At 71.4% G+C, this 18,857-nt stretch carries 17 protein-coding genes; 7 read left to right on the plus strand and 10 right to left on the minus strand.

Annotated elements, in window-relative coordinates; all coding sequences use genetic code 11:
• Nucleotides 1-282 precede the first annotated feature (282 nt).
• Nucleotides 283-903, minus strand: a complete 621-nt coding sequence (locus OG574_RS31655) for a TetR family transcriptional regulator (RefSeq protein WP_326775986.1) — start codon at nt 901-903, stop codon at nt 283-285.
• A 236-nt stretch (nt 904-1,139) separates the two neighbouring features.
• Here OG574_RS31655 and OG574_RS31660 point away from each other — a divergent pair, with 236 nt between their 5' ends.
• From OG574_RS31660 to OG574_RS31670, 3 genes are read left to right on the plus strand one after another with little or no spacing between them, the layout of a single operon-like run.
• Nucleotides 1,140-2,534 (plus strand): glycosyltransferase family 4 protein, encoded by a 1,395-nt coding sequence (locus OG574_RS31660; protein WP_326775987.1) that lies wholly within the window; start codon nt 1,140-1,142, stop codon nt 2,532-2,534.
• Nucleotides 2,528-3,259, plus strand: a complete 732-nt coding sequence (locus OG574_RS31665; protein WP_326775988.1) for a class I SAM-dependent methyltransferase — start codon at nt 2,528-2,530, stop codon at nt 3,257-3,259. The genes OG574_RS31660 and OG574_RS31665 overlap by 7 nt, the downstream gene beginning before the upstream one ends.
• Entirely contained in the window at nt 3,256-4,341 is a 1,086-nt protein-coding gene (locus OG574_RS31670) for a prenyltransferase/squalene oxidase repeat-containing protein (RefSeq protein ID WP_326775989.1), read from the plus strand. Before OG574_RS31665 ends, OG574_RS31670 begins: the two co-directional genes overlap by 4 nt.
• Here OG574_RS31670 and OG574_RS31675 read toward each other — a convergent pair.
• Complete coding sequence (locus OG574_RS31675) at nt 4,335-4,631, minus strand: hypothetical protein (RefSeq protein ID WP_266564765.1); 297 nt, start codon at nt 4,629-4,631, stop codon at nt 4,335-4,337. The two genes, OG574_RS31670 and OG574_RS31675, sit on opposite strands and share 7 nt — an antisense overlap.
• 119 nt (nt 4,632-4,750) lie before the next feature.
• On the opposite strand from OG574_RS31675, the gene OG574_RS31680 reads away from it, so the two are divergent.
• Entirely contained in the window at nt 4,751-5,326 is a 576-nt protein-coding gene (locus OG574_RS31680) for a hypothetical protein (RefSeq protein WP_234374152.1), read from the plus strand.
• A gap of 28 nt (nt 5,327-5,354) precedes the next feature.
• Here the strand turns inward: OG574_RS31680 and OG574_RS31685 are convergent, their stop codons facing one another.
• From OG574_RS31685 to OG574_RS31715, 7 genes are all read right to left on the minus strand, one after another.
• Entirely contained in the window at nt 5,355-6,365 is a 1,011-nt protein-coding gene (locus OG574_RS31685; protein WP_100592566.1) for an LLM class F420-dependent oxidoreductase, read from the minus strand.
• A 113-nt stretch (nt 6,366-6,478) separates the two neighbouring features.
• Complete coding sequence (locus OG574_RS31690) at nt 6,479-7,339, minus strand: hypothetical protein (RefSeq protein ID WP_326775990.1); 861 nt, start codon at nt 7,337-7,339, stop codon at nt 6,479-6,481.
• Between the two features lie 146 nt (nt 7,340-7,485).
• Nucleotides 7,486-8,499 carry an N-acetylmuramoyl-L-alanine amidase gene (locus tag OG574_RS31695; RefSeq protein WP_326775991.1) on the minus strand — a complete coding sequence of 338 codons (1,014 nt, stop codon included), beginning with the start codon at nt 8,497-8,499 and terminating at the stop codon, nt 7,486-7,488.
• 24 nt (nt 8,500-8,523) lie between these two features.
• A complete protein-coding gene (locus OG574_RS31700; protein WP_326775992.1) occupies nt 8,524-9,174 on the minus strand; it encodes a class I SAM-dependent methyltransferase in 651 nt (216 codons plus the stop codon).
• A gap of 126 nt (nt 9,175-9,300) precedes the next feature.
• Entirely contained in the window at nt 9,301-10,626 is a 1,326-nt protein-coding gene (locus OG574_RS31705; RefSeq protein ID WP_326775993.1) for a M20/M25/M40 family metallo-hydrolase, read from the minus strand.
• Nucleotides 10,623-11,993: a cytosine permease gene (locus tag OG574_RS31710; RefSeq protein ID WP_100592008.1), complete on the minus strand. Its 1,371-nt coding sequence runs from the start codon at nt 11,991-11,993 to the stop codon at nt 10,623-10,625. The genes OG574_RS31705 and OG574_RS31710 overlap by 4 nt, the downstream gene beginning before the upstream one ends.
• Nucleotides 11,990-12,955, minus strand: coding sequence for a DUF1177 domain-containing protein (locus tag OG574_RS31715; protein WP_326775994.1), 966 nt, complete (start codon nt 12,953-12,955; stop codon nt 11,990-11,992). Before OG574_RS31715 ends, OG574_RS31710 begins: the two co-directional genes overlap by 4 nt.
• A gap of 128 nt (nt 12,956-13,083) precedes the next feature.
• On the opposite strand from OG574_RS31715, the gene OG574_RS31720 reads away from it, so the two are divergent.
• Nucleotides 13,084-13,905 (plus strand): IclR family transcriptional regulator, encoded by an 822-nt coding sequence (locus tag OG574_RS31720; RefSeq protein ID WP_326775995.1) that lies wholly within the window; start codon nt 13,084-13,086, stop codon nt 13,903-13,905.
• A gap of 62 nt (nt 13,906-13,967) precedes the next feature.
• Complete coding sequence (gene pepE / locus OG574_RS31725; protein WP_326775996.1) at nt 13,968-14,696, plus strand: dipeptidase PepE; 729 nt, start codon at nt 13,968-13,970, stop codon at nt 14,694-14,696.
• On the opposite strand, the gene OG574_RS31730 is transcribed toward pepE, so the two are convergent.
• Nucleotides 14,659-16,416, minus strand: a complete 1,758-nt coding sequence (locus tag OG574_RS31730; protein ID WP_326775997.1) for an MFS transporter — start codon at nt 16,414-16,416, stop codon at nt 14,659-14,661. The two genes, pepE and OG574_RS31730, sit on opposite strands and share 38 nt — an antisense overlap.
• 222 nt (nt 16,417-16,638) lie before the next feature.
• On the opposite strand from OG574_RS31730, the gene OG574_RS31735 reads away from it, so the two are divergent.
• Nucleotides 16,639-18,828: an acyl-CoA dehydrogenase gene (locus tag OG574_RS31735; protein WP_326775998.1), complete on the plus strand. Its 2,190-nt coding sequence runs from the start codon at nt 16,639-16,641 to the stop codon at nt 18,826-18,828.
• The last annotated feature ends 29 nt before the right edge of the window (nt 18,829-18,857 follow it).

Consider the following 18,857-nt stretch of genomic DNA (forward strand, 5'->3'; position numbering starts at 1 on the left):
CTTTGGCGGGTTGCGTCATGACATGGGCGGTCTATTGTGGTAATTGGCCTATGAGGCGAGTGAGGGAGTCCCACCGGAGTAGCCGACTGTGGCGTGACGCAAACGGCATCCGCCGTAGCCGACGTCGACGGTAGGGCTGAGAGGCCGGAAGGCAGTAGCAGAGCCGGAAGGCGACCCCTAACACCTGATCCGGACCATGCCGGCGCAGGGAACCCGTCTCGTAGGTCTTTCGCGTGCCCCGGGCGCCGCTCACGGCCCGGGGCCGGCGTCCCGCCGGGGCGCCTATTTATTCGCGTCCGGCGTGGTGAGGTCGATCAGCCGGCACACCGTCTCGATGTCTATCTTCACCTGGGCGATCGAGGCGCGCCCCGACAGCCAGGTGATGAGCGCCGAGTGCCAGGTGTGCTCGATGACGCGGACCGCGGAGAGCTGCTGCGGTGTCGGGTCGTCGAGTTCCATGGCGTCCAGGATGATCGCCGTCGTCTGACGGGAGACCTGGTCGACCTCGGGGCTCACGCTGCGGTCGGCGAAGGTCAGGGCGCGCACCATCGCGTCGGCGAGGTGCGGCTCGCGCTGGAGCGCGCGGAAGGCCCGCATCAGGGTCTCCGCGACCCGCTCCGAGGGCAGGTCGGACGAGGGCGGGCGCTTGCGGACCGTGGCGTGCATGTGCTGGAGCTGGTCCTGCATCGTGGCCACGAGGAGATGCACCTTGGACGGGAAGTACCGGTACAGCGTGCCGAGCGCGACCTGCGAGGACTCGGCGACCTCACGCATCTGCACCGCGTCGAACCCGCCGCGGCTGGCCAGCTGGGCGCTCGCGTGCAGGATGCGGCGGCGGCGCGCCTCCTGGCGCTCGGTGAGGGGCGGCGACGCCGGATGTGCTGTCTTCGCTTCCGCTGTCATGTGTCCCGTTCCGTGGCTGTCAAGCCGTAATCCGGTGTTTTCGAGAGGCTCATCATGGCAGGGGAGCGGGGGCTCCGTCGTGGCGCGAATCACCTGATCCGAGCGTTACAGCGAGGCTACCTGCCGGTAGATTCTGTGCTCCTTGAAGGATCAAAGAGCCGGCAACTCTGAAACTTGTTCTAGATTACCGCCCACGCGTAGTCTCGCGTGAACGTGCCGCGAGAAGGGGGCCACGAGTGACCGCTGAGGCCATGGAGGCGGGCCCCCGGGCCCGCTCCTCCGCCGACGGTGACCGTCCGTTGCGCATCGCTCTCCTTACGTACAAGGGGAACCCGTTCTGCGGCGGGCAGGGCGTCTACGTACGCCATCTGTCCCGCGAACTCGCCCGGCTCGGGCACCAGGTCGAGGTCATCGGCTCCCAGCCGTACCCCGTCCTCGACGACGGCGAGGACCTGCTGGGGCTCCGGCTCACCGAGCTGCCCAGCCTCGACCTGTACCGCAGCCCCGACCCGTTCCGCACCCCCAAGCGCGACGAGTACCGCGACTGGGTGGACGCGCTCGAGGTCGGCACCATGTGGACCGGCGGCTTCCCCGAACCCCTCACGTTCTCGCTGCGCGCCCGGCGCCATCTGCGGGCGCGGCGCGGCGAGTTCGACATCGTGCACGACAACCAGACGCTGGGCTACGGCCTGTTGGGCGGGCCCGCCGCGCTCGGCGCGCCCCTCGTGACCACGATTCACCACCCCATCACCGTCGACCGGCAGCTGGAGATCGACGCCGCGCCCGACTGGAAGCGGCGCGCCTCCGTACGGCGCTGGTACGCGTTCACGCGGATGCAGAAGCGCGTCGCCCGCCGCCTGCCGTCCGTGCTCACCGTCTCCGGGACCTCGCGCCAGGAGATCGTCGACCACCTCGGCGTGCGCCAGGACCGGATCCGCGTCGTACACATCGGCGCCGACACCGACCTGTTCTCGCCCGACCCTTCGGTCGCCGAGGTGCCGGGCCGCATCGTGACGACGTCCAGCGCCGACGTCCCCCTCAAGGGACTCGTCTTCCTCGTCGAGGCGCTCGCCAAGGTCCGCACCGAGAACCCGGCCGCCCACCTCGTCGTCGTCGGCAAGCGCGCCGAGGACGGGCCCGTCGCCGCGGCCATCGAGAAGTACGGCCTCGAAGGCGCCGTGTCCTTCGTCAAGGGCATCACCGACGCCGAACTCGTCGACCTCGTACGGTCGGCGGAGGTCGCCTGCGTGCCCTCCCTGTACGAGGGCTTCTCGCTGCCCGCGGCGGAGGCCATGGCCACCGGCACCCCCCTGGTCGCCACCACCGGCGGAGCGATCCCCGAGGTCGCCGGGCCCGACGGGGAGACCTGCCTCGCGGTGCCCACCGGCGACGCGGGCGCGCTGGCCACCGCGCTCGGCAGACTCCTGGACGACCCGCGGCTGCGGGCGCGGCTCGGCGCCGCCGGACGCGAACGCGTCCTCGGGAACTTCACCTGGGCCCGCGCGGCGCTCGGCACCGCCGAGCTCTACCGCGAGTCCATCGCCCGCTCGGCCGGCCGGACCACCGGCGCCGCGGCCACCACCCCTCTCGAACGTGCAGGATCCGACCGCGAAAGCAGGGCCACGTGCTGACCGTCGACTTCACCCGCTTCCCGCTCGCCGCAGGCGACCGCGTCCTCGACCTCGGCTGCGGAGCCGGGCGGCACGCGTTCGAGTGCTACCGGCGCGGGGCCCAGGTGGTCGCCCTCGACCAGAACGGCGAGGAGATCCGCGAGGTCGCCAAGTGGTTCGCTGCGATGAAGGAGGCCGGTGAGGCCCCCGCCGGCGCCACCGCCACCGCCATGGAGGGCGACGCCCTCAACCTCCCCTTCCCGGACGCCTCGTTCGACGTCGTCATCATCTCCGAGGTGATGGAGCACATCCCCGACGACAAGGGCGTGCTCGCCGAGATGGTCCGCGTCCTCAAGCCGGGCGGCCGCATCGCCGTGACCGTGCCCCGCTACGGCCCCGAGAAGGTCTGCTGGACCCTCAGCGACGCCTACCACGAGGTCGAAGGCGGCCACATCCGCATCTACAAGGCGGACGAACTCCTCGGCAAGATGCGCGAGGCGGGCCTCAAGCCGTACGGCACCCACCACGCGCACGCCCTGCACTCGCCGTACTGGTGGCTGAAGTGCGCGTTCGGCGTCGACAACGACAAGGCGCTGCCCGTGCGGGCGTACCACAAGCTCCTGGTCTGGGACATCATGAAGAAGCCGGCGCTCACCCGGGTGACCGAGCAGCTCCTCAACCCGGTCGTCGGCAAGAGCTTCGTCGCGTACGCCACCAAGCCGCACCTGCCCAAGGCCGAGGCGTGACGAGCCCGGAGAAGACCGAACACCTCGTCCTGCCCGGCGTACTGACCGCCGAGCAGGCCGCCGCGACCGTCCGCGGGCTCCTCGCCGTGCAGCGCGAGGACGGCGCCATACCGTGGTTCCGCGGCCACCACCTCGACCCGTGGGACCACACCGAGGCCGCCATGGCCCTCGACGCGGCCGGCGAGCACGACGCCGCCGAGCGCGCCTACGACTGGCTCGCCCGCCACCAGAACGAGGACGGCTCCTGGTACGCGGCCTACGCCGACGGCGACGCCGGTGACATCACCGACCACGGCCGCGAGACGAACTTCGTCGCCTACGTCGCCGTGGGCGCCTGGCACCACTACCTCTCCACCGGCGACGACGCCTTCCTCGACCGCATCTGGCCCACCGTGTACGCGGCCATGGAGTTCGTCCTGCGGCTCCAGCAGCCCGGCGGGCAGATCGGCTGGAAGCGCGAGCCGGACGGGACACCCGTCAACGAGGCGCTTCTGACCGGCAGTTCGTCCGTGCACCACGCGCTGCGGTGCGCCCTCGCCATCGCCGAAGAGCGCGAAGAGCCCCAGCCCGACTGGGAGTTGGCGGCCGGCAGCCTGCGGCACGCGATCCGCCGCCACCCCGAGCGGTTCCTCGACAAGGACCGCTATTCGATGGACTGGTACTACCCCGTCCTCGGCGGCGCCCTCACCGGCGCCGAGGCGGAGGAGCGCATCCAGGCGTCCTGGGACCGCTTCGTCGTCCCCGGGCTCGGTGTGCGCTGCGTCGTCCCCAACCCGTGGGTCACCGGCGGTGAGAGCGCCGAACTCGCCCTCGCCCTGTGGGCGGTGGGCGAGTCCGACCGTGCTCTGGAGATCCTCCAGTCGATCCAGCACCTGCGCGACCCGGAGTCGGGCCTGTACTGGACCGGCTACGTCTTCGACGACCGGGCGGTCTGGCCGTTGGAACTGACCGCCTGGACAGCCGGTTCGGTGCTGCTCGCCGTCGCCGCGCTCGGCGGCGACGAGGCAACCTGCTCGGTGTTCGGCGGCCGCCTCCCGGCGGGCTTCGAACCGGACTGCTGTGAGGGAAGCCCCGCTCAGTAGCGGCGCAGCCGGCCGGCGACGAAGTGCCCGACGAACAGGTACACCAGCGCCGCCAGGCCGTAGCCCGCGACCACCCGCGCCCATTCGTCGTCGAACGTGAACAGGTCGTGCGACCAGCCGGCTAGCCACAGGGCCGCGTCGTGGATGAACTGCACCAGGTCGTTGCCGCGGTTGGCTTCCAGCAGGTACATCAGGATCCACAGGCCGAGGATCGCGGCCAGGATGTCGGCGACGACCATGACGATCGTCGCGGCTTGGTTGGTGCCTCGCGTTGCTTGGCTGGGAGACATGAAGCACTGGTTACCGCTCCACGGCGGGTGAAACCCGTACGGGCTCGCCCGAGTGGCACGGCCATGGGGCCCGGGGGACGCTGCCAGGGAGCAGCAGCACTGTGCCCTGGAGGTTCGTCGTGACCGGTTCCACCCTGCCCATACGCCGCGCCGTCGTGGCGCTCACCGTCAGCTCCGCGCTCCTCGTGGGCGGGACGGCGTGCAGCAGCAACGACACGAAGAAGGCCAAGGAGTCGGCCACCGTGGCCGCGGATGTGGCGGAACCGACCGCCAGCAGCTCCGCCGAGAAGCAGAAGTTCGCCAAGACGCGCTTCGTCGCCAACGCGGGGCTCGCGGCCGGCGCGACCTACCAGTGGATCGTGAAGCCGTACCGCAAGGGCAAGTTCAAGAAGGGCGCCCACGGGCGGAAGCTCGCCCTCGTCAAGGCGGGTGTCGCGGGCGCGTTCGCGTACAACAGGCTGAAGGCGGCCGTGAAGAACGCGAAGGGCGACCCGCTGCTCTCCAAGGCCGTCGCGCCGCTCACGGCGGGCATCGACAAGCTGAAGGACCTGCCGTCCAAGCTGCGCAAGGGCGACGGCGCCGCCGTCAACTCCTTCGACGATGTCATCAACTCGGTGAAGGATGCGGGCAAGAGCGCGGGCGCCGAGGTGAAGGACAAGGTGCCGTCGGCGAAGGAGCTGTCCTCGGGCTCGTAGTGCCGACTCCTCAACTTGGTTTGCGGGGCTACGAGTTGAGCTCGGCCAGGACCCGCAGTGTGTGCGGGTCCGGGGCCAGGACCAGCAGGTCGGTGACCGGGCCCTTGCGCCACAGCTCAAGACGTTCGGCGATGCGCCCGCGCGGGCCGACCAGCGAGATCTCGTCGGCGAAGGCGTCCGGCACGGCCAGCACGGCTTCCTCGCGCCGTCCCGCGAGGAAGAGCTCCTGGACCCGGCGGGCCTCGTCCGCGTACCCCATGCGCGCCATCAGGTCCGCGTGGAAGTTGCGCTTGGCGTGGCCCATGCCGCCGATGTAGAAGCCCAGCATCGCCTTCACCGGCAGCAGCCCCTCCGCGACGTCGTCGCAGACCGTGACGCGGGCCATCGGCGCGATCACGAAGTCCTCGGGGAGGTCCGTGAGGGACGCCTCGTAGGCGTCCGTGCGCGTCGGCGACCAGTACAGCGGGAGCCAGCCGTCCGCGATACGGGTCGTCTGCGCGATGTTCTTCGGGCCCTCGGCGCCGAGCAGGATCGGCAGATCGGCGCGCAGGGGATGCGTGATCGGCTTCAGCGGCTTGCCGAGGCCGGTGGCGTCCTCGCCGCGATAGGGGTGCGCATGAAAGCGGCCGTCCACCTCGACCGGGCCCTCGCGCCGCAGGACCTGCCGCACCACGTCCACGTACTCGCGGGTCGCCGTGAGCGGGGACCTCGGGAACGGCCGCCCGTACCAGCCCTCCACCACCTGCGGCCCCGACAGGCCGAGCCCGAGCATCATGCGGCCGCCGGACAGATGGTCGAGGGTGAGCGCGTGCATCGCCGTCGTCGTGGGGGAGCGGGCCGCCATCTGCGCGATCGCCGTGCCCAGGCGGATACGCGAGGTGTGCGCCGCGATCCACGTCAGCGGCGTGAACGCGTCGCTGCCCCAGGACTCGGCGGTCCACACCGAGTCGTAGCCCAACCGCTCGGCCTCCTGGGCGAGTTCGAGGTGGCGCGGGTCGGGACCGCGGCCCCAGTAACCGAGCGCGAGTCCGAGTCGCATGGCCGCTCCCATTTCTGACGCACTGTCAGTTTGTGGTTCCGGGGCGACTGTACGACAACGGCCCCCCACCCGGAAGACGGGTGAGGGGCCGTGACGCGGAAGCCGGGGCGACGTCAGCCGCGCTGGATCCCGGTCGTGTCCTGGAGGACGCCGCGACGGCCGTCCTGCGTCTGGGCCACCAGGCCGGGGCCGCGCTGCTCGACGGCCAGGTACCACGTGCCGGGCGCCAGCTCGGCGATCGGCGTCGGGGAGCCGTCCTCGGCGTACAGCGGACGCGGCACCGGCACCGCGAACCAGAACGGCGAGAAGTCGCCGGCCGGGGCCTGCGCGGCCTGCGGCGCGGGCGCCGCCTGCTGCTGCGGCTGGGCGGCACCGTAGGGCTGGCCCGGCTGCCCGGGCTGACCCGGCTGACCCGGCTGGGCGCCGTAGGGCTGGCCCGGCTGCTGGGCACCCGGGTAGCCGTAGGCACCGGCAGGCTGTGCGCCGTACGGCTGCGGGGCCTGCGGACGCGGGGCGCCGACGAGGGCACCCTTCAGCGCGGGCACGAGCGGCGTCGCGACAGCGGCACCGGCGAGCACGAGAGCGGCGATCAGGCCGAGGATGGCGCCCGTACCGGCACCGAACGCGTCGTCCGGGAACGTGCCGATGTTGTTCCAGCCACCCGCCGGGTCGAAGATGTTCCCCAGCGCGCTCCATGCCGCGAACACGGCGAGCGCGATGCCGAACTGGCCGAGGTCGAGACCGGCGACCTTCGGCACGGTGGGCAGCCCCCGGGCGACGACGATCAGCACCGCGGCGATGACGCCCGCGAGGAAGACGCTGAACAGGAGCGGCGCGCTCTCCCAGGCGTTCGGGAGGCTTTCGTTGCTGGAGTTCCCGTCGATCGAATAGATATCGAGGAACGAGGCGATGAACAGCAACACCGCTGCTCCGATCACCACGCCGTCGCCTCGAGTGAGGGAGCGGATATTCACTTCAGGTCCTTCGTCAGTCGTCCGGTCGTCGGCGGAGGCGTCGCTGTCGCTGATGTGCCGTGCGAAGCGCGGGGGTGGCCCCACATCGTAGGGAGACACTATCGTCCGCGCGGCGGGGGTGTCTGCCGAGATCCGCAGGGTGAGAACTACCCGCGCAGGAAACTCACGATTCCGTCAGACATCCCCTGCGCCGCCTTCTGCCGCCACGCGCCGCTCGTCAACAGAGCCGCGTCCTTCGCGTCGCGCATGTTGCCGCACTCGATGAACACCTTCGGCACGGTCGAGAGGTTGAGGCCTCCCAGGTCCTTGCGCACGTCGAGGCCGGTGCCGTCGCCGATGTAGTTGGAGGGGGCCGAGCCCGTGGCGCGCAGGAAGTTGCCCGCGACGCGTTCGCCGAGATCGCGCGAGGGGCCCGCGATCGCCGTGGTGTTCGCGGAACCGGAGTTCACGGATGCGGGAAGGATCACATGGAAGCCGCGGTTGCCCGCCGCGGAACCGTCGGCGTGCACGGAGATCACGGCGTCCGCGTGCGCCTTGTTGCCGATCCGGGCGCGCTCGTCCACGCACGGGCCCCAGGAGCGGTCGCCGTTCTGGGTCAACTCGACGGTGGCGCCCTGCTGTTGGAGCAGGGTGCGCAGCCGGCGCGAGACGTCGAGGGTGAACTGGGCCTCGGTGTAACCGGCGTTGGTGGAGGTGCCGGTCGTGTCGCATTCCTTGCGGTTCGTCCCGATGTCGACGAGCCGGTTGATCTCCGTGGCGTGCTGGAAGTTGCCCGGATTGTGACCCGGGTCGATGACGACGACCTTGCCCTTGAGGGGGCCGGATCCGGCGGGCTTCGAGGAGGAGGCGGGCGGCTTCGACTTCGACGGGGTGGTGCTGGGCGACCCGTCGCCCTTCTTGCCGTCGTCGGACTTCGACGGTGAGGGGGACGAGGTATCCGTGCCCGCCGATGACGACTGGCTCGCCGCGGGCAGGGTCTTCGCGGGCTCGTTCTCGCCCGGGCCGCCCGCCACCTGCCAGATCAGCCACCCGGCGAGAGCCGTGGGCACGAGCGCGGCGAGCGTCACGGTCAGCGGACCGCCGCTGAACCGGCGCGGCCGCCGGGGGCCGTCCCCGTCGCCGTCGAAGAAACCGTCACTGTCCGGACCTACGTATGACACGTGGGTGAGCCTAACGGTCCTTCTTCAGATCCCGGTGCCCGTTCGGCGCAGGACGCGCAGGGATTCCGTCGCCGAGACCTCTGTGAACGCGCCGGATTCCAGGGCCCGGAGGTAGATGCGGTACGGGGCCTGGCCCGTCCATTCGTCGATCTTGACCGGGAACACGTCGTGGATGAGGAGCAGGCCGCCCTCGGCGACGTGCGGGGCCCAGCCCTCGTAGTCGGCTGTGGCGTGCTCGTCGGTGTGGCCGCCGTCGATGAAGACGAGGCCGAGCTTGCCGCCCCAGACGGCGGCGACCTGCGGGGAACGGCCCACCAGGGCCACGACGTGGTCCTCCAGGCCGGCCGCGTGCAGCGTGCGCCGGAACGTGGGGAGGGTGTCCATGCGGCCGACGACCGGGTCCACGGTCTCCGGGTCGTGGTAGTCCCAGCCCGGCTGCTGCTCCTCGCTGCCGCGGTGGTGGTCCACGGTGAGCGCGCTCACGCCGGCCTGGCGGGCCGCGTCGGCGAGCAGGATCGTGGAGCGCCCGCAGTATGTGCCGACCTCCAGGAGCGGCAGGCCCAGCGCGGCGGCCTCGGCGGCGGCCGCGTAGAGCGCCAGCCCTTCGCCGAGAGGCATGAACCCCTTGGCGGCCTCGAAGGCGGCGAGGATCTCCGGCTTGGGCGCCGCGCTCATGGGGTCCCCTGTCGTAGGCGTGGGTGAGGTCCGCTCATGTTGCCGTACGCCCCCGTCGCCGGCTGCGGCGGGGGCGTACGGGGGGTGAGCCCGGGTCAGGGGCGATCGAGGGGGCTGAGCTGCGGGTCAGCAGCTCTGCCAGAGGCGTGTCATGACGCGGACGCCGAACCGCAGGCCCTCCAGCGGGACGCGCTCGTCGACGCCGTGGAAGAGGCGGCCGTAGTCCAGGTCGTGCGGCAGCTTGAGGCCCTTGAAGCCGAAGCAGCGGATGTCCAGCTTGGTGAAGGCCTTGGCGTCGGTGCCGCCCGGGTTGCAGTACGGGACCGGGTGGCCGTCGGGGTCCTCGGCGCGCACGGCCTCGCACATGGCGTCGACGAGCGGGCCGTCGAACGTCGTCTCCATGGCGATGTCGTGGTTGACCCACTCGCGCCGCACGGACGGCAGGAGCAACTCGTCGATGGTGTCCACGAGTTCCTGCTCGTGGCCGGGCAGGAAGCGGCCGTCGACGCGGGCGGTGGCCTTACCGGGGATGACGTTGGTCTGGTAGCCGGCCGTGAACATGGTGGGGTTCGCGGAGTTGCGGAGCACCACCTGCATGAAGTCGGCGACCGGGCCCAGCTCGGCGAGTTCGGCGTCGAGGTCCTCGGCCTCGAAGTCGATCTTCACGCCCTTGAGCTCGGCGGCCTCGGCCAGCAGCGCCCGTACGGGCTCGATCAGGCGGATGGGGAACGTGTGCCGCCCGATGCGGGTGAGGGACTCGGCGAGGTCGGTGACCGCGTTCTCGTCGTTGGGGGACGAGCCGTGGCCGGCGCGGCCGGTCGCCGTGAGTTCCATCCAGGCCATGCCGCGCTGGGCGTTCTCGATGGGGTAGAGGCGCCGGGTGTCGTCGATCGCGTACGAGAAGCCGCCGCCCTCGCCGATCGCCTCGGTGACGCCCGCGAAGAGTTCCGGGTGGTGCTCGACGAGCCAGTGCGCGCCGAACTTGCCGCCCGCCTCCTCGTCGGCGAGGAACGCGAGGACGATCTCCCGCGAGGGGCGGGTGCCGGTGCGGGCGAAGTGGCGGGCGGTGGCCAGCATGACGGCCACCGTGTCCTTCATGTCGATCGCGCCGCGGCCCCACAGGTAGCCGTCGCGGATCTCGCCGGAGAAGGGCGGCACCTGCCACTCGGCGGCGTCGGCGGGCACGACGTCGAGGTGGCCGTGCACGAGGAGGGCGCCGCGGGTGCTGTCCGCGCCGGGGATACGGGCGATGACGTTCGCCCGGCCCGGCGCGCTCTCGACGAGCGTCGAGTCGATGCCGGCCTCGGCGAGGCGGTCCACGACCCAGTCGGCGCAGGCGCGCTCGTCGCTCGTCGGGTTGGACGTGTCGAAGCGGATCAGCTCCGCGCACAGCCCGACGACCTCGGCCTGGGCCTCTTCGGATGCGGGGGTCAGGGCGCTGGGGGTGTTCATGCCGCTCCCACGGGGGTCGCTTCGGGGGCGGCGGGGACGGTGGTGTCCTCGTCGTCCAGGGCGGAGGTGCCGTACGGCCGCACGAGGCCGAGGAGGCCGAGGACGGCGTACAGGACGAAGGCGGTGGCCAGCGAGTTGAGCGCCGGGATGCCGACCGTCACGTACTTGCCGACGCAGAACGCGGCGATCCAGATCACGATGGACATGGGCACCCAGGTCGGCGAGGACGCGGGCAGCGTCCCGGCCTCGCGGGTCTCGTCGAGCGGCTTGCGCATGCGCCGTACGACCCAGTACTCGGCCACGATGATGCCGCCGATGGGCGGGATGGCGACGCCGAGCACGGACAGGAACTCGGTGAAGTGGGTCATGATGCCGACGGCCGAGAGCAGGGTGCCCGCGAGGCCGAGCGCGACAGTGACGGCGCCGCGGTGCAGGCGCTTGCCGAAGACGACCTGGAAGAAGTTGACGACGCCGAGCGAGGAGCCGTACAGGTTCCAGTCGTTGATCTTCGCGGTGGACATCAGGACCACGATCACACCGAAGGCGCCCGAGGTGGAGAGCACGATGTGCGACACCTCGCTGGACTTCACCAGGTGGCCGAGCAGCACGCCCGTGAGGCCGACGATGTACTCGGAGAGGATCATCGACGAGGCGCTCTGCAGGAAGACGTGCGAGCCCTTGCGGTTGTAGCGGGTCATCTCCGGGGAGACGATCGCGCCGGTCATGTAGCCGCCCGCGATGGCGGTGGCCGCGACGGCGAGCGGGATCGTCTGACCCGGTGCCGGCGAGCTGATCAGGTCGCCGACGGAGTGGTCCATCAGGGCGTTCGTGACCGACCAGGCGACCAGGGCGAAGAACAGCGGGGTGACGATCTTCGCGAAGAGCGCCATGTAGCGGAAGCCGAAGATGACCAGGACCGTGATGGCGAGGCCCGCGGCGACGCACCACACCCACGACGGCCCGCCGACGAGCGCGGACACACTGTTGCCGAAGATCGTGTTCTGCACGCCGAACCAGCCGACGAGGCTGACCGCGATGACGAAGCTGACCAGCGCGGAGCCGTTGCGGCCGAAGCCGATCCAGCGGGTGAGCATCGGGGTCGCGAGTCCCTCGCGCATGCCGGCCAGGCCGATCGCGAAGATCACCACTTCGAGGATGACCGCGCCGAGCGTGAAGGCGAGGAACGCGTTCCCGAACGTCATGCCGACGCCGATGGTGGCGCCCAGCGTGAACTGCGAGATGGAGCCCGACTGGGCGAGCCACTGGAGCAGCATCGTCCAGAAGCCGAGGCGCTGGTCGCGCGGGACACGGGTCAGCGAGTAGTCGTCGCTGCCGAGCCGCTTGGTCTCGGTGTCTGTGGCGGTCATGAGGACTCCCGGGGCTCACGGCTCTCATGGCCGAGGGTCTGAAGGTGGGACAGGGAGCCGTAGCGGCTCACGAGGTTGTCGAACTCGGCCTCGTCGTGGAAGTCGAGGCGGCCGCCCCCGTACGCCTTGGCCGTCTCGACGGCGAAGCGCGCGGCACTGGCGATGTCGGTCTCATGGCTCGCGCCGGTCTGGCAGCCGGGGACCGCGGCGGCCGAGGTGACCGCGAGGCCGACGACCGGAGCGGGGGTCGCCGTGGCCGGCTGGAGGATCGAATTGATGTGATGTGCACCGTTACCGTACGGCGTGATGTCCTGCGTGGTCACCGGGTATGTGACCAAGGGCTCACCCGTGACGACCGCGAGCAGCTCGCCGAGCGCCTCACTGACCCGCAGGACCCACCCCTCCTTGACGGTGGGGGACAGGGCAAGGCCCTTGTGGTTGATGATCCGGTTGCCCTTGGTGGTGTCGATGGAGAGCACGGCCTCCATCTCGCCGGTGACCTCGTGCCGGTTCATCGTGGCGATGTCGACCGGGGAGTCCATGAAGGGGACCGGGTCGTGCGGCGCGGTGGGCGCGTCCGGGCAGATGTGCGTGGCGACGATGACGTCGCCCGGCAGCACGTCGCCCTTGCGGCGCATGTCGAGCAGCTTGGCCGCGGTGGCGAGCGCGGCGGCGGCGCCGTCCGCGTCGGAGACCAGACCCGTCATCTCGGGCCGGGCGCCGACGCCGCCGAGGCGGCCGACCACGCCGAGCGTGCGGGACGGGCCGCCGCTCGTACGTCCCGTACTGCCCGGGATGCGTACCAGCAGGAAGTCGGTCGAGCCGCGCTCGCCGGTGACGGTGGTGACCTCGGCGCCGGAGCCCTCGGGGCCCGCAACCGAGTCGAGGTACTCCACGGCGCGTTTGCCGTCGGCGTTCGGGTCGTCGAGGAGTTCGACGATGTCAAGGACGTACTTCAGCATTGGGCGGCCTCTCTCGCTCCCGACACTCACTCCAGGTCGGGTGGTGCTGACAGCAGATTCGGGATCGGTTAGCGTTGTCGGCAACTGTTTCCCGTTATCTGCAATTCAGGTCTGAATGGTGAGATGCGATGAGTGAGATCCCGTTGGACCGCAAGACGCCCGCGGGTGCGCTGCAGACCGTCGACCGCGCCCTGCTGGTGCTGCTCGCCTTCGAGCGGACGCGGCCCGACTGGGGCGTGACCGAGGTGGCGGCTGAGTTCGGCTGGGACACCTCGGTCGCCCAGCGGCTGCTCTCGACACTCGCGGGCCGCGGTTTCCTGGTCTCCGACCCGGCCACCCGTCGCTACCGCATCGGGCCCGCCGTGCTCCGGCTCGGCCGGCTCTGGGAGCGCTCGGGCTCGCTCGAACTGCTCGCCGCGCCCGTCCTGGAGGAGCTGGGCCGGGCGACCGGCGACACCGTCCTGTTCTGTCTGCCGGACAGCTTCCACATGCGCTGCGTCGCGGCCGTCGAGGGCGAGTCCGGGCCGCTGCGCTACTACCCGCTGGTCGGCGAGCTGTACCCGGCGCACGCCGGAGCCACGGCCAAGTCGTTCTACGCGTTCCTGCCCGACGAGCAGCGCCACCGGCTCTTCCGCGGCCGGCCCATGGCCCGCTTCACCGAACGCACGGTCACCGACCCGGACGAGCTGGAGCGGGAGCTGGTGCAGGTGCGCGCCCAGGGGTACGCCTGGACGGTCGGTGAGTACGACGCCGGGATCGCGACGGTCGCCGTGCCGGTCTTCCTGGGCCGCGAGCCCTACGGCAGCCTCAGCCTCGGCGGCGCCAAGGAGCGTTTCGTGGGCGGGCCCGAGGGCCGGCTCGACGCCCTGCGCAAGGCCGCGAGCCTCCTGGAGAAGCGGCTCACGCACCCTCCGCAGCGCACGCGCAAACCGCGCGCGCCCCAGTCCTGAAGCCCGAAGTTCCGAAGTTCCGAAGTCCTGCAGTCCTGAACCGCCCCTGAGGAGTCACTCCCTTGAATCTGCTGCTGCTCTCCAACTCCACCCAGTTCGGCCGTGGTTACCTCGCCCACGCCCTGGACACCGTCACCGGCTTCCTGCCCCCGAAGGCCCGTCTCGCGTTCGTGCCGTACGCGCTGGCGGACCACGACACGTACACGGACCGGGTGCGCGGCGCGCTCGACGGTGCCGGGATCAGCGTGCGTGGTGTCCACGAGGGTGACGACCCGGTGGCCGAACTCGCCGCAGCCGACGCCGTGTTCACCGGAGGCGGCAACTCCTTCCGGCTGCTGAGCGCGCTCTACCGCACCGGCCTGCGCGACGCCCTGATCAAGGCGGTCGGCGGTGGACTGCCCTACATGGGCGCGAGCGCCGGCACGAACATGGCGGCGCCCAGCCTCCGCACGAGCAACGACATGCCGATCGTGCAGCCCCCGTCGTTCGAGGCGCTCGGCCTCGTCCCGTTCCAGATCAACCCGCACTACCTGGACCCGGACCCGGAGTCCACGCACAAGGGCGAGACCCGCGAGGAGCGCCTCACCGAGTTCCTGGAGGAGAACGACGTGCCGGTGCTCGGCCTGCGCGAGGGGTCCTGGCTTCGGGTGAACGGCGAACGCGCCGCGGTTCAGGGCGAGCGTGCTGCCCGCCTCTTCACCCGCGACGCGTCCCCGAAGGAGCTGTCGGTCGGCTCCGATGTCTCCGAACTGCTCAGCTGCGAGCCGCGGTTCGACTCTCCGGTGCGATGAGCTCAAGGGCCAGGTCGACGTCGACCGGCCGGTCCTCGCCGTGGTGCGTGGCCGCGGAGGCCCGCGGCGCGTGCCCGGCGGCGGTTGCGGCCAGCACGTACGAGCCGCCGGCCGGGACCTCCAGGGCGTAACGGCCGGTGTGGTCGGTCAGCGCGGCGCCCGCCTGGCGGCCGCGCCGGTCGATGAGCGTGACCTTGGCCCGGGAGACGGGCAGGCCCGCCGCGTCGAGCACCTGGCCGCGGAAGCCTCCGAGTACCTCCTCGGCGCGCTCCAGCGCGGCGTCCTCCTCGCTGCTGGCGCGCAGCTGCGGCTTGGTCGCCTGGCGCTGCTTCGGCAGGAAGACGGCGAGCAGGACGCCCATGGCGACCGCGGCGGTGGCGATCAGGAACGAGACGCGGAAGCCGTGCATGGTGGGCACGGCCGCGCCGCCGACGTGGTTCGCCGTGTTGGCGAGAACCATGCCGATCACGGCGCTCGACACCGAGGTGCCGATGGACCGCATCAGGGTGTTGAGACCGTTGGCCGCACCCGTCTCGGACGCGTCGACGGCGCCGATGATCAGGGCGGGCAGCGAGGAGTAGGCGAGTCCGATGCCGGCGCCCACGACCATCGAGATGACGATGGTCTGCCAGGCGGCGCTCATCAGGCCGAGGCCGGCGCCGTAGCCGATCGCGATGATCAGCATGCCGAGTATCAGGGTGGTCTTCGGGCCGTACTTCGCCGACAGGCGGGCGTACACGGGGGCCGTGAACATCATGGTGAGGCCGAGCGGCGCCACGCACAGGCCCGCGACGACCATCGACTGGCCGAGTCCGTAGCCGGTGGCCTTCGGCAGCTGGAGGAGCTGCGGCAGGACGAGCGAGATCGCGTAGAACGCGACACCGACCATGATCGAGGCGAGGTTGGTGAGGAGCACCTCGCGCCGCGCGGTGGTGCGCAGGTCGACGAGCGGGGCCTTGAGCTTCAGCTCCATCACGCCCCACAGCACGAGCACGACGAGGGCCGCGCCGAACAGGCCGAGCGTCATGGGGTCGGTCCAGCCCCAGTCGCTGCCCTTGGTGATCGGCAGCAGGAGGAGCACGAGTCCGGCGGACAGGCCGATCGCGCCGAGGACGTCGAAGCTGCCCTCGGCCTTGACCGAGCTCTCCGGGACGAAGAAGAGGGTGAGCAGGATCGCGACGACGCCGAGTCCCGCCGCGCCGAAGAAGAGGGCGTGCCAGTCGGCGTGCTGGGCCACGAGGGCCGCCAGCGGGAGCGCGAGTCCGCCGCCGACACCGATGGAGGAGCTCATCAGGGCCATCGCGGACCCGAGCTTCTCGCGCGGCAGCTCGTCGCGCATCAGGCCGATGCCGAGGGGGATGGCGCCCATGGCGAAGCCCTGGAGGGCACGGCCCACGATCATCACGAGAAGATCGCTGGTGAAGCCCGCGACGAGCGAGCCGACGACCATGATCGCGAGGCTCGTGAGGAGCATCCGGCGCTTGCCGTAGAGGTCGCCGAGGCGGCCCATGATCGGAGTGGAGACGGCGCCCGCGAGGAGGGTCGACGTCAGGACCCAGGTCGCGTTGGAGGGGGCGGTGCCGAGCAGGACCGGGAGGTCCTTGATGACCGGGACGAGGAGCGTCTGCATCACCGCGACGGTGATGCCGGCGAAGGCGAGTACGGGGACGACTCCGCGTATTCCGCGTTGTGCGGTCGGCCGTTGGGTCGTCTGCGTCATTACGTAGTGCCTCCGGAGGCAGTGAGTCAAAGGGGTCGCGCGGGCGGCGGGTTTCGCGCTGCGGGTACGTGGAAGATGAACCCGTTACCTCGGGCGACTATTCCGACGGGCGTCGTACAAGGGGAAGTCTTGACGGTCTTTACCTTTTGATTACACGTCCGAGGGTCGCGGAATCTGCGTCTGACCTTCCGTCAGATTGGAACGTGTTCTACCGTGCGCCGCATGGGCATCGCGATCACGCAGGAGCAAGAGGAGCTGGCGGGCGCCGTGCGCGGCTGGCTCGCACGCGCCGTACCGCCCGAGGAAGTGCGCAAACTGCTCGACGCCCCCGCCACCCCCGCGGGCCGCCCCGCCCACTGGGACGGACTCGCCGGACAGGGGCTGCTCGGCCTCCATCTCCCCGAGGAGTACGGCGGCGGGGGCGGCGACCTCGTCGACCTCGCGGTCGTCCTCGAAGAGGCGGGGCGGGCCGCGCTGCCCGGCCCGTTCGCGGCCAGCGCCGCCGCCTCACTGGTCCTGCGCCACGCGGGCGCCGCCGGCCTCGCCGCGTCCCTCGCGTCCGGCGACCGCATCGGCGCCGCCGCCCTCGGTACGGGAACGCTGACCGCCGTCACCGTGTCCGACGGGCTCGTCCTCGACGGGGTGGCGCCGCCCGTCCTGTCCGGCGGCGACGCCGACCTGCTCCTCCTGGCCGCCGAGTCCGCGACCGGGACCGTATGGGTCGCCGTCGACGCGGGCACCGCCGGACTCAGTAGCCGCGTCCACGAGAGCGCCGACCCCACGCGCCCCACCGCGGAGATCACCGCCCGGGGCGCCCTGGTGCCGGCCGTGAGGATCCTCGCCGTCGACACGGCCACCGTGCGCGACCTGGCCTCGGTCGTCCTCGCGGCCGACGCGTGCGGCGTCGCGGCGTGGGCGCTGCACACGGCGGCGGAGTACGCGAAGGTGCGGGAGCAGTTCGGGCGGCCGATCGGACAGTTCCAGGGCGTCAAGCACCTGTGCGCGGACATGCTGGTCCGGGTCGAGCAGGCGCGGGCGCTGGTGTGGGACGCGGCACGGGCGGCGGGGGGCGGTGCTGAGGGGGCCGACGACGGCGCGGCGCGTGAGCTGGTCGTCTCTCTCGCCGCCGGGGCCGCGCTCGATGCCGCGTACTCCTGTGCCAAGGACTGTGTGCAGGTCCTCGGCGGGATCGGGTTCACCTGGGAGCACGACGCCCATCTCTATCTGCGGCGGGCCGTCGTCGCGCGGCAGCTGCTCGGCGCGGGGGACACGCACCGGCTGCGGGCGGTGCGGCTCGCGGAGGGCGGGGCGCGGCGCGAGCTGCGTCTGGAGCTGCCCGCGGAGGCGGAGGCGTTCCGGGCGGGCGCCCGCGAGGCCGTCGAGGGGATACGCGGCCTCGACCCGGCCGCGGCCCGCCGGGCCCTCGCGCCCACGGGGTACGCCGCGCCGTACCTGCCCGAGCCGTACGGCCTCGGCGCGGGCCCCGTGCAGCAGCTCGCCGTGCAGCAGGAACTCGCCGCCGCGGGCGTCCGCGTCAGCGACCTCGGCATCGGGACCTGGGTCGTCCCCTCGCTCCTCGCCTACGGCACCCCGGAGCAGCGGGACCGCTATCTCCTGCCCACGCTCCTGGGCGACGTCCTGTGGTGCCAGTTGTTCTCCGAACCCGGCGCCGGTTCCGACCTGGCCTCGCTGCGGACGAAGGCCGAGCGCACCGAGGACGGGCGCTGGCGCGTCAACGGGCAGAAGGTGTGGACGAGCGCCGCCCAGTGGGCCGACCACGGGATCCTGCTCGCCCGCACCAACCCGGACGCCCCCAAGCACAAGGGCCTCACCTACTTCGTCGTCGACATGAAGCGGACCGAGGGCATCGACGTACGGCCCCTGAAGGAGATCACCGGGGACTCGCTCTTCAACGAGGTGTACTTCGACGACGTGCTGCTCCCCGAGGACGCCGTGGTGGGGCAGGTGGACGACGGCTGGCGCGTCGCCCGGAACACGCTCGGCAACGAACGGGTCCACATGGCCGACCAGTTGACCTTCGACACGGGCCTTGAGGCGCTGATCGCCCGCGCCGGAACGCTCGACGGCGCGTACCGGGCGCGGATCGGCGCGCTCGCCACCGAGGCGCACGCCCTGGCCTGCACAGGGCTGCGCACGACGATGCGGCAGGTGGCCGGCGCGGACCCGGGCCCGGGGGCGTCCGTACGGAAACTCGTGCAGACGCCGCACCAGCAGAAGGTTGCCGAACTCGCCCTGGAGCTGCTCGGCCCCGAGGGCGCCCTGAGGGAGGGAGCGGGGGAGCGTGCGCTGCACGGATTCCTGATGTCGCGCTGCCTGACGATCGCCGGCGGCACGACGCAGGTGCAGCTGAACGTGGTCGCCGAGCGGATTCTGGGATTGCCGAGAGACTAGGCGGGGCGCCCCGTCAGGGACGCGGGGCT

Origin of the sequence: Streptomyces sp. NBC_01445 (assembly GCF_035918235.1) — a bacterium.
Classification (GTDB): Bacteria; Actinomycetota; Actinomycetes; order Streptomycetales; family Streptomycetaceae; genus Streptomyces.

What these genes read in the sequence shown, in the direction of transcription:
- OG574_RS31715 (WP_326775994.1), bottom strand. Translation starts at nt 12,955, where the DNA reads ATGCTGAAGTACGTCCTTGACATCGTCGAACTCCTCGACGACCCGAAC.
- OG574_RS31705 (WP_326775993.1), bottom strand. Translation starts at nt 10,626, where the DNA reads ATGAACACCCCCAGCGCCCTGACCCCCGCATCCGAAGAGGCCCAGGCC.
- OG574_RS31700 (WP_326775992.1), bottom strand. Translation starts at nt 9,174, where the DNA reads ATGAGCGCGGCGCCCAAGCCGGAGATCCTCGCCGCCTTCGAGGCCGCC.
- OG574_RS31710 (WP_100592008.1), bottom strand. Translation starts at nt 11,993, where the DNA reads ATGACCGCCACAGACACCGAGACCAAGCGGCTCGGCAGCGACGACTAC.
- OG574_RS31735 (WP_326775998.1), top strand. Translation starts at nt 16,639, where the DNA reads ATGGGCATCGCGATCACGCAGGAGCAAGAGGAGCTGGCGGGCGCCGTG.
- OG574_RS31730 (WP_326775997.1), bottom strand. Translation starts at nt 16,416, where the DNA reads ATGACGCAGACGACCCAACGGCCGACCGCACAACGCGGAATACGCGGA.
- OG574_RS31675 (WP_266564765.1), bottom strand. Translation starts at nt 4,631, where the DNA reads ATGTCTCCCAGCCAAGCAACGCGAGGCACCAACCAAGCCGCGACGATC.
- OG574_RS31655 (WP_326775986.1), bottom strand. Translation starts at nt 903, where the DNA reads ATGACAGCGGAAGCGAAGACAGCACATCCGGCGTCGCCGCCCCTCACC.
- OG574_RS31685 (WP_100592566.1), bottom strand. Translation starts at nt 6,365, where the DNA reads ATGCGACTCGGACTCGCGCTCGGTTACTGGGGCCGCGGTCCCGACCCG.
- OG574_RS31720 (WP_326775995.1), top strand. Translation starts at nt 13,084, where the DNA reads ATGAGTGAGATCCCGTTGGACCGCAAGACGCCCGCGGGTGCGCTGCAG.